7 protein-coding genes, 1 tRNA gene and 1 riboswitch are annotated in these 7288 nt (G+C 36.5%); of the genes, 2 read left to right on the top strand and 6 right to left on the bottom strand.

Annotated elements, in window-relative coordinates; all coding sequences use genetic code 11:
* Positions 1 to 520, bottom strand: a 520-nt coding sequence (gene yqeK / locus CI949_RS14290; RefSeq protein ID WP_290767515.1) for a bis(5'-nucleosyl)-tetraphosphatase (symmetrical) YqeK, incomplete at its 3' end; no start/stop codon positions are given.
* A 4-nt stretch (positions 521 to 524) separates the two neighbouring features.
* Positions 525 to 1127, bottom strand: a complete 603-nt coding sequence (gene nadD, locus CI949_RS14285) for a nicotinate-nucleotide adenylyltransferase (protein ID WP_133530313.1) — start codon at positions 1125 to 1127, stop codon at positions 525 to 527.
* A 140-nt stretch (positions 1128 to 1267) separates the two neighbouring features.
* On the opposite strand from nadD, the gene CI949_RS14280 reads away from it, so the two are divergent.
* Positions 1268 to 1786, top strand: a complete 519-nt coding sequence (locus CI949_RS14280; protein WP_133530312.1) for a gamma carbonic anhydrase family protein — start codon at positions 1268 to 1270, stop codon at positions 1784 to 1786.
* Positions 1787 to 1825: 39 nt separating this feature from the next.
* Here the strand turns inward: CI949_RS14280 and CI949_RS14275 are convergent, their stop codons facing one another.
* The 4 genes from CI949_RS14275 to CI949_RS14260 form a co-directional block, all read right to left on the bottom strand.
* Positions 1826 to 4225: a homocysteine S-methyltransferase family protein gene (locus CI949_RS14275; RefSeq protein ID WP_290767510.1), complete on the bottom strand. Its 2400-nt coding sequence runs from the start codon at positions 4223 to 4225 to the stop codon at positions 1826 to 1828.
* On the bottom strand, positions 4209 to 4955 hold the full coding sequence (locus CI949_RS14270) for a Vitamin B12 dependent methionine synthase activation subunit (RefSeq protein ID WP_290767508.1): 747 nt from the start codon (positions 4953 to 4955) through the stop codon (positions 4209 to 4211). Before CI949_RS14270 ends, CI949_RS14275 begins: the two co-directional genes overlap by 17 nt.
* Position 4956: 1 nt before the next feature.
* Positions 4957 to 5844, bottom strand: coding sequence for a methylenetetrahydrofolate reductase [NAD(P)H] (gene metF / locus CI949_RS14265; protein WP_133530309.1), 888 nt, complete (start codon positions 5842 to 5844; stop codon positions 4957 to 4959).
* 154 nt (positions 5845 to 5998) lie between these two features.
* Positions 5999 to 6101, bottom strand: a riboswitch (SAM riboswitch).
* A 60-nt stretch (positions 6102 to 6161) separates the two neighbouring features.
* The gene (locus CI949_RS14260) at positions 6162 to 7055 is read right to left on the bottom strand and encodes a cation diffusion facilitator family transporter (protein WP_290767506.1); all 894 of its coding nucleotides are present in this window, start codon (positions 7053 to 7055) and stop codon (positions 6162 to 6164) included.
* 161 nt (positions 7056 to 7216) lie between these two features.
* Between CI949_RS14260 and CI949_RS14255 the strand changes: the two genes are divergently transcribed.
* Positions 7217 to 7288, top strand: a tRNA-Arg gene (locus tag CI949_RS14255).

Raw genomic sequence — 7288 nt, 5'->3', positions numbered from 1 at the left:
CAAGTTGATATTTCATTATATGAGTTGTTATTAAATATAATCCTAATTCAAAATCACTTTCAATTTCAATTCTAATTTCATCTAAACCCTCAAAATCTCTGTCTTCAGAAATAAAATCAGCAGCATAAATCACCTGAGCAATTTTTCCCATCTCCGGATGTCCCAGAGTATGAAATCTGATTGCCTCTAAAATTTCAGGGTCATTTACTCCAAAAATTTCTTCAGCCAGCACAGCACCTGCAGGTGCATGCAGAACCGGCAAAATCTCCGCCTCCAACTGATCAGGTTTCCATTTTGATTTATTTAGTATTTTTTTTAGTTCAACACTACTTTTGCTTTTAGCAATATCATGCAGTAAAGCAGCAGTCTCAACTTTATTTAAATCCAGGTTCAACTGATCAGCCAATTTTAAGGCAGACTCAAGCACCAGTTTTGTATGCTGATATCTTTCATCACCAAGTAAAGCTTTTAATTTTTCTAAGTCAAGATTTGAAGCTGAATTTTCCTTGTTTAATGTCATTCAATCACCTGTAGAGGTTATTTTTTTCTATGTACTTTTCAATCTTATCCAGAGTTAAATAACGAATAGAATTTCCTTTTTTATATTCCCTTCTAATAAAGGAAGAAGAAACTTCTATATTCAAACCCTGATATGTTAAAATATTCTTTAGATATGGCCGATATCTCTGCTGACTTAAAATTTCTTTAAGATCATAACCGGGTCGATTAAAAACAATAAATTTACCTTCTGACAATAAATAATCAGGTTCTTTCCACTTAAAAATCTCTGCCAGAGAATCAGCACCAATAACAAAAAAAACCTTTCCTGCCTCCAGCTTTGGTACAAACTGGGCAAGAGTTTTGGCAGTATATGAATAACCATCATTTTTTAATTCCCAGTCAGAAAGACTAAATTTTTCATTTTTATCTACAGCTAATTTTAACATTTCAAATCTAATATAATCTGGTGAAATTTCTTTATCTCTTTTATGTGGTGGTCTACCTGCGGGCATAAATATTATTTTATCCAGTTCAAAACGGTTAATAATCTGCTCTGCTAAAATAAAATGACCTATGTGCGGTGGATCAAAAGTCCCCCCAAAGATAGCCACTCTTTTTTTTGACATATTTTTCACCTCTAATTTCATACATCTTTAATTATAAATTATTTTAAGAGCGCTTGCAAGTTAAATAGCCTTATAAAAGAGGAGTTTCAAGCTTTAAATAGAAATAATTAATTAGAACTAAACGACTGGAGGTTATAAATATGCTTTATAAATTAAAGAAGAAAAGTCCCACAGTTGCTGAAAATGTTTTTATTGCTCCTGGGAGCAGAGTTATTGGTAATGTAGAATTATCAGAACACAGCAGTATCTGGTATAATACTGTTGTTAGAGCTGACCTGGCAAAAATTAAAATAGGAAAATACTCTAATGTTCAGGAAAATTCCACACTTCATGTTGAGCAAAATCAGGGAGTTGAAATTGGTGATTATGTGACTATCGGCCACAATGCGGTAATTCATGCCTGTAAAATTGGAAACAAATCACTGATTGGAATGAATGCTACAATTTTAACTGGAGCTCAAATAGGTGAAGGTTCAATAGTAGGTGCAGGGGCAGTGGTTCCGGAAAATGCTGAGATTCCACCTGGAAGTCTGGTCTTAGGTGTACCTGCTAAAATAGTAAGAACTATCACTAAGGAAAAGATAATTGAATTAAAACAGCATGCTGTTCATTATGCTGAGCTGGCAGCTGAACAGAAAAATATTGAAGAAATAAAATAAAAAAATAGTGCCTCCAGCTTTAATGACTGGAGGCATTTTTTATTCTTCAAATATTTTTTTAGCAATTTCTACCGCTTCTTTTGCATCCCTAGCATAAAAATCAGCTTCTATCATTTCTGCATAATCTGCAGTTAAAACTGCTCCCCCCACCATAATTTTAGTCGCTGGCGCTGCTTCTCGCACAGCCTTAATTGTCTTCTCCATATTTTTTACAGTAGTTGTCATTAGGGCACTTAAACCCAGAAGTTTAATTTCGTTTTCCTTAACAGCTTTAACTACTTCTTTGATATTTACATTCCGTCCCAGATCAATAATCTGATAACCATAGTTTTCAAGTACTGTTTTGACAATATTTTTACCAATATCATGAACATCACCTTTAACCGTAGCCATTACAATTTTTCCTTTAGAAATATTTCTACCTCCGGTGCGGGCCATCTCTGCTTTTAAAACAGCAAAGGCTTCTTTTACTGTTTCAGCTGACTGAACTAACTGAGGTAAAAATATTTCTCCCTTTTCATAGCGCTCTCCTACAGTATCTAAAGCCGGGATTAAATAGTCATTTACTATTTCCAGAGCTTCTTTTTCCTGCAGTATTTCTTCTGTTAAGCGGCCAGCTTCAGTTTTTAAGCCTTTTACTATTACTGTTTTTAAATCAGCCTTAGAGTTATTATCTCTGCTGTTTTCAGAAGCTGCTTTCGAATCATTATCACTCTCATTTTCAGCCATATATTCAATATATTGAGCTGCTCCCGGGTCAAGATTATTTAATACAGCAGCAGCCTTAACTGCCGCCATCATTTCCTGATCATTGGGATCAATAATCGGCAGGTTTAAACCCTGATAGAGGGCCATACTCAAAAAAGTTCTGTTTAAAATCGGTCTTGCCGGCAGACCAAAGGAAACATTGGAAACCCCGAGAGTAGTTTTTACTCCAAGTTTTTCTCTAACCATTTTTAAAGCTTTAAGAGTTTCTTTAACTCCTTCCTGCTGGGCAGAAGCAGTTAACGTAAGACAGTCAATAATAATCTTATCCCTGCTGATTCCATATTCAGCTGCTTTTTTGACAATTCTTTCTGCAACTGCAAAACGTCCGGCAGCTGTGTCAGGAATCCCGTTATCATCCATGGTCAGTCCAATCACTGCTGCTCCATATTTTTTAACAGCTGGCAGGGTATTCTCAAGAACTTCTTTTTCTCCATTAACTGAATTGACTATTGCTGTTCCATTATAGTATCTTAAGGCCTCTTCTATCACCTCAGGGTCACTGGAATCAATCTGAAGGGGAATGTCTAAAATACCCTGTAGTTCCTTAATTACTTTAACCATCATTGCTTTTTCATCGATATCAGGCAGCCCAAGATTTACATCCAGGATATCTGCTCCAGCATCTACCTCTTCAACTGCAACCTTCAGAATATGATCCAGATCTTCATTTCTTAAAGCCTGTTTAAAAGCCGCTTTACCGGTGGGATTAATTCTTTCTCCAACAACATTGACCCCATCCAGCTTAAGGTGTTGAGAAGGAGAACAGACAAGACTTTCTCTAGTGATTTTTCTTTGTTTAACCTTTTTATTTTTTAAATTCTCAGCAATTAGAGCAATAAATTCTTCATTGGTACCACAGCAGCCGCCAACAACAGCCAGACCTTTTTCGTATAATCTGGCCAGAGGCTTAAAATATTCCTCAGGAGAAATTTTAAAAACGGTTTCTCCTTCTTCAACTACCGGTAGACCTGCATTAGCCTGTAGAATAACCGGTGTCTCAGAATATTTTAAAACTTCCTCCACCAGCGGCTCCAGCTTTTCTGGCCCCAGTGAGCAGTTGAGCCCAATCCCATCAACTCCCAGACCTTCTAAGACTGAAATCATAGAACGGATGCTACCGCCAGTAAAAGTACGGCCGTCTTCTTCAAAAGTCAAAGTGCAGAATACAGGCAGATTGGAATTTTCTTTTGCTGCCAGTATAGCCGCCCTTGCTTCATAAAGATCAGCTATTGTTTCTATATGTATTAAGTCTGCTCCATACTCAACTCCCACCAGCACCTGCTGCTGGTAAAGATTATAAGCTTCATCAAAAGTTAAACTGCCCATCGGTTCTAAAAGTTCTCCCAGAGGACCCATATCAAGAGCAACTGCTGCCTTAAGCCCGGATTCCATTACCGCTGCTTTTGCATTCTCAACTCCTGCTGCAATTACTTCCTCAACTGAATAATCAATCTCCTCCATTTTTAAGGCATTGGCTCCAAAAGTATTGGTAGTTAAAATCTCAGCTCCGGCTTTAAGATAACTTTTATGAATATCTATAATTTCTTTACTTTTTTCTATATTTAATTTTTCCGGAACATCTCCAGCTTTTAAACCCCGCTGCTGCAGTACAGTTCCCATTGCTCCATCAAAAATAATAACTTCTTTTCCCAGTCTATCCTTTAGCTCCACAGTAAATCCCCTTTCTTCTCAGCTCACAGTCTTCATATAGAAGACAGTTCTTGCAGTGTCTTGCTTCAAATTCTAAATCTCTCTTGTCTTGATTTTCAAGTTCCGGCTTCTGATTATTTAAATTCTCTGCTGAAGGCTGCTTTTCCTCCAAAACTCCGATAATTGCTGTCACAGACTTAGTCGGTATTAACATATTATATTTAGAAGCAGTTAAGCCAATTTTTTTCGGCGCCTTTAAAATCCGCAAAAATTCTTTTTGGATATCTATCCCTAAATCACCATAACCTGGGCTGTAGCGGAAAGTGATGTCTTCATTTCCTGCCGCCAGCACTTTTTCTTTAATCTCTGCTTCCACCTGGTCACAGCCTTCTTCAATAGCAGTGGTGGCACAGGCATCAAAAATCATTGATTTAGTGACTGAAATCTTTTCATAATAAGAAATTTTTTTATCAACCTGAGCACCGAGTGTAGCTGCCATTAGATAAATTTCTTTTGAGTTCTGAAGGTGTTTTTTGATACTTCTCCCCTTTAAAGTTAAGGTTGTGTTTTTAATTTTTACCCCCTCTGCAGTATGCTGAATAGGAAATTTTTGATAAAGATAGCGAAAATTGATCAGCTTCTTTATTTCTGCAATTGATTCATTTAACAGACGATTTATATTCTCATCTTCTAAGTCTTTTGAAGTCTGTAAATATCTTAAAACTTCAGTCCTGTCAATTTCAAAATCCATTTTAATCAACCTTTTTGCCATTAATGTGGGTAATCAAAGAACCAACAGCTTCTTTTATTCTCCGAGCTACATAGGGATTATTCATTGTATAAAGGTGGATTCCATCCACTTCACTGGAGATTAGATCAACAATCTGCTCGACTGCATAAGCTATCCCGGCATCTCTTAAGGCCTCAGGATTATCTTCATATTTATCTAAAATCTTCTGAAACTTCTCCGGGAAATAGGCATCAGACAACTCTATAATTCTGCCGACCTGTTTTTTGTTGATAACCGGCATAATTCCAGCCTCAATTGGGACATTGATCCCCTTTTTTTCTGCCTTACTGCGGAACTTATAAAAAAGAGAATTGTCAAAAAACATCTGTGAAATTAAATAATCGACTCCATAATCTACCTTCTGTTTTAAATATTCGATATCCTGATCCAGGCTTTCAGTTTCTAAATGGCCTTCCGGATAACAGGCAGCTGCAACCCCAAAATCATTGTGCTTTTTGATATGTTCAATTAACTGATAGGCATAGTTATAATCACCCAGCGGCTCGCCATCTACAGGTTTATCACCCCTAAGGGCCAGAATGTTGTCAATTTCTTTGGCTTCCAGGCGGGCCAGTATTTTATTTAAAGTATCCTGATCAGAGTTGATGCAGGTTAAGTGAGCCAGCGCTTCTACATCGTATTTTTCTTTAATAATTGAAGTAAGTTCACAGGTTCTATTTTTACGAATTCCTCCCCCGGCTCCATAGGTTACACTTATATAATCTGGATCTATATCTTTTAATTCTTCTAAGGTTTGATAAATATTTTCTATAGGAACATCAGGTCTGGGTGGAAAAACCTCCAACGAAAACACCACTTCTTTTTCGTCAAAAATATTTTTAATCTTCATTGTTAATCTTATCCTCCTTAAGCTGCTCTGCTGCTTTTAAAATTATTAACTTATAATCTCTGCTAAAAAATTACTCTCTACTCACTAGCTATTGTTTAAAAAATAACATAAAAAACAAAAAATCCACTTCCTAAGTAGAAGTGGGGTGCACAACTACTTATCTTTCAGGCTTAACCTGCTGGATTTAGCACCGGGCAGTATAACTGCTGGTTGCCGGGTTTCACAGGGCCAGATCCCTCCACCACTCTTGATAAGACAATATTCTATTTTTAATTACTTTACCATATTAAAAGATTTGTGTCAAGCAATTTTCCGGCTCAGGCCCGACAGTCTTTAGATTCACATTTTTCATTTTCATACTCGATTTCCACTGTTACATGATCAATTCCTTCCTCTGCAAGCAGGCTTTTCACCTTCGATTTTAGAGCAATGATTTCTTCTCTATTTATCTGATCACTGACAATTAAGTGGGTACTCAAAAAATTCTTTTCTCCCTCTAAAGTCCAGACATGGGTATGATGAACAGCAAGTGCCTCAGTTTGCTTAACAACCTTCTGCTGCAGCTTATTAATATCAATCCCTCCTGGAACACCCTGGAGAAAGATACTTAAAACCTTTTTCAGTTTTGAAATAACATTATATAAAATGTAAATGTTGATTAATAAAGATAGGAGCGGGTCTAAGACAGGAATGCTTTTAAAGATCAAAATTATACTAACAACCAAAACAGCTGACCAGCCCAGCAAATCTTCCATCAAATGCCAGCTTACAACTTCCTTATTTAAAGAACTGCCACTTCTTAATTTTAAGACTGAAATTCCATTAACAGTTATGCCAATGATTGCTAGAAATAACATGCCTTCAGGATGAACAGTCTGAGGGTTAAAAAGTCTTGGTATTACTTCTGAGAGAATAAAAAATGAACCCAGAATTAAAACCAGACTGTTAATTAATGCTCCCAGCAGTGAAAAGCGAGCATATCCATAACTAAAATCTTCGTCTGCTTTCTTTTGGGAAAAGTTCTCCAGATACCAGGAGAGAGCCAGAGAAATCGAATCACCGAGATCATGTAAGGCATCAGACAAAATTGCCATACTGTTAGTTAGGAGTCCCCCAATGATTTCTATGATTGAAAAACTTAGATTTAAGAAAAAAGCAAATTTAATATTTCCCACTGCTGAATGATCGTGTTCATGCTGATGCTCACTCATTATAACCACAAATATAAGTCATATTTTATTCCCCTTTATTTTATATATATAAAATTATAGCATCTAAAGGAATTTAATACTGTTAAATAATTTCTTTTTCCAATAAAAATTTGCAGCTTATTGACATTAAAGCTTCATTCTGTTAAAATAATTTAGGTAATGCCCCCGTAGCTCAGTGGATAGAGCAAAGGCCTCCGAAGCCTTGAGCGTAGGTTCGACTCCTACCGGGGGCA

Source organism: Halanaerobium sp., assembly GCF_003070835.1.
The sequence above is the reverse complement of the archived record's forward strand: the minus strand, read 5'-3'. Positions and strand labels throughout refer to the sequence as shown.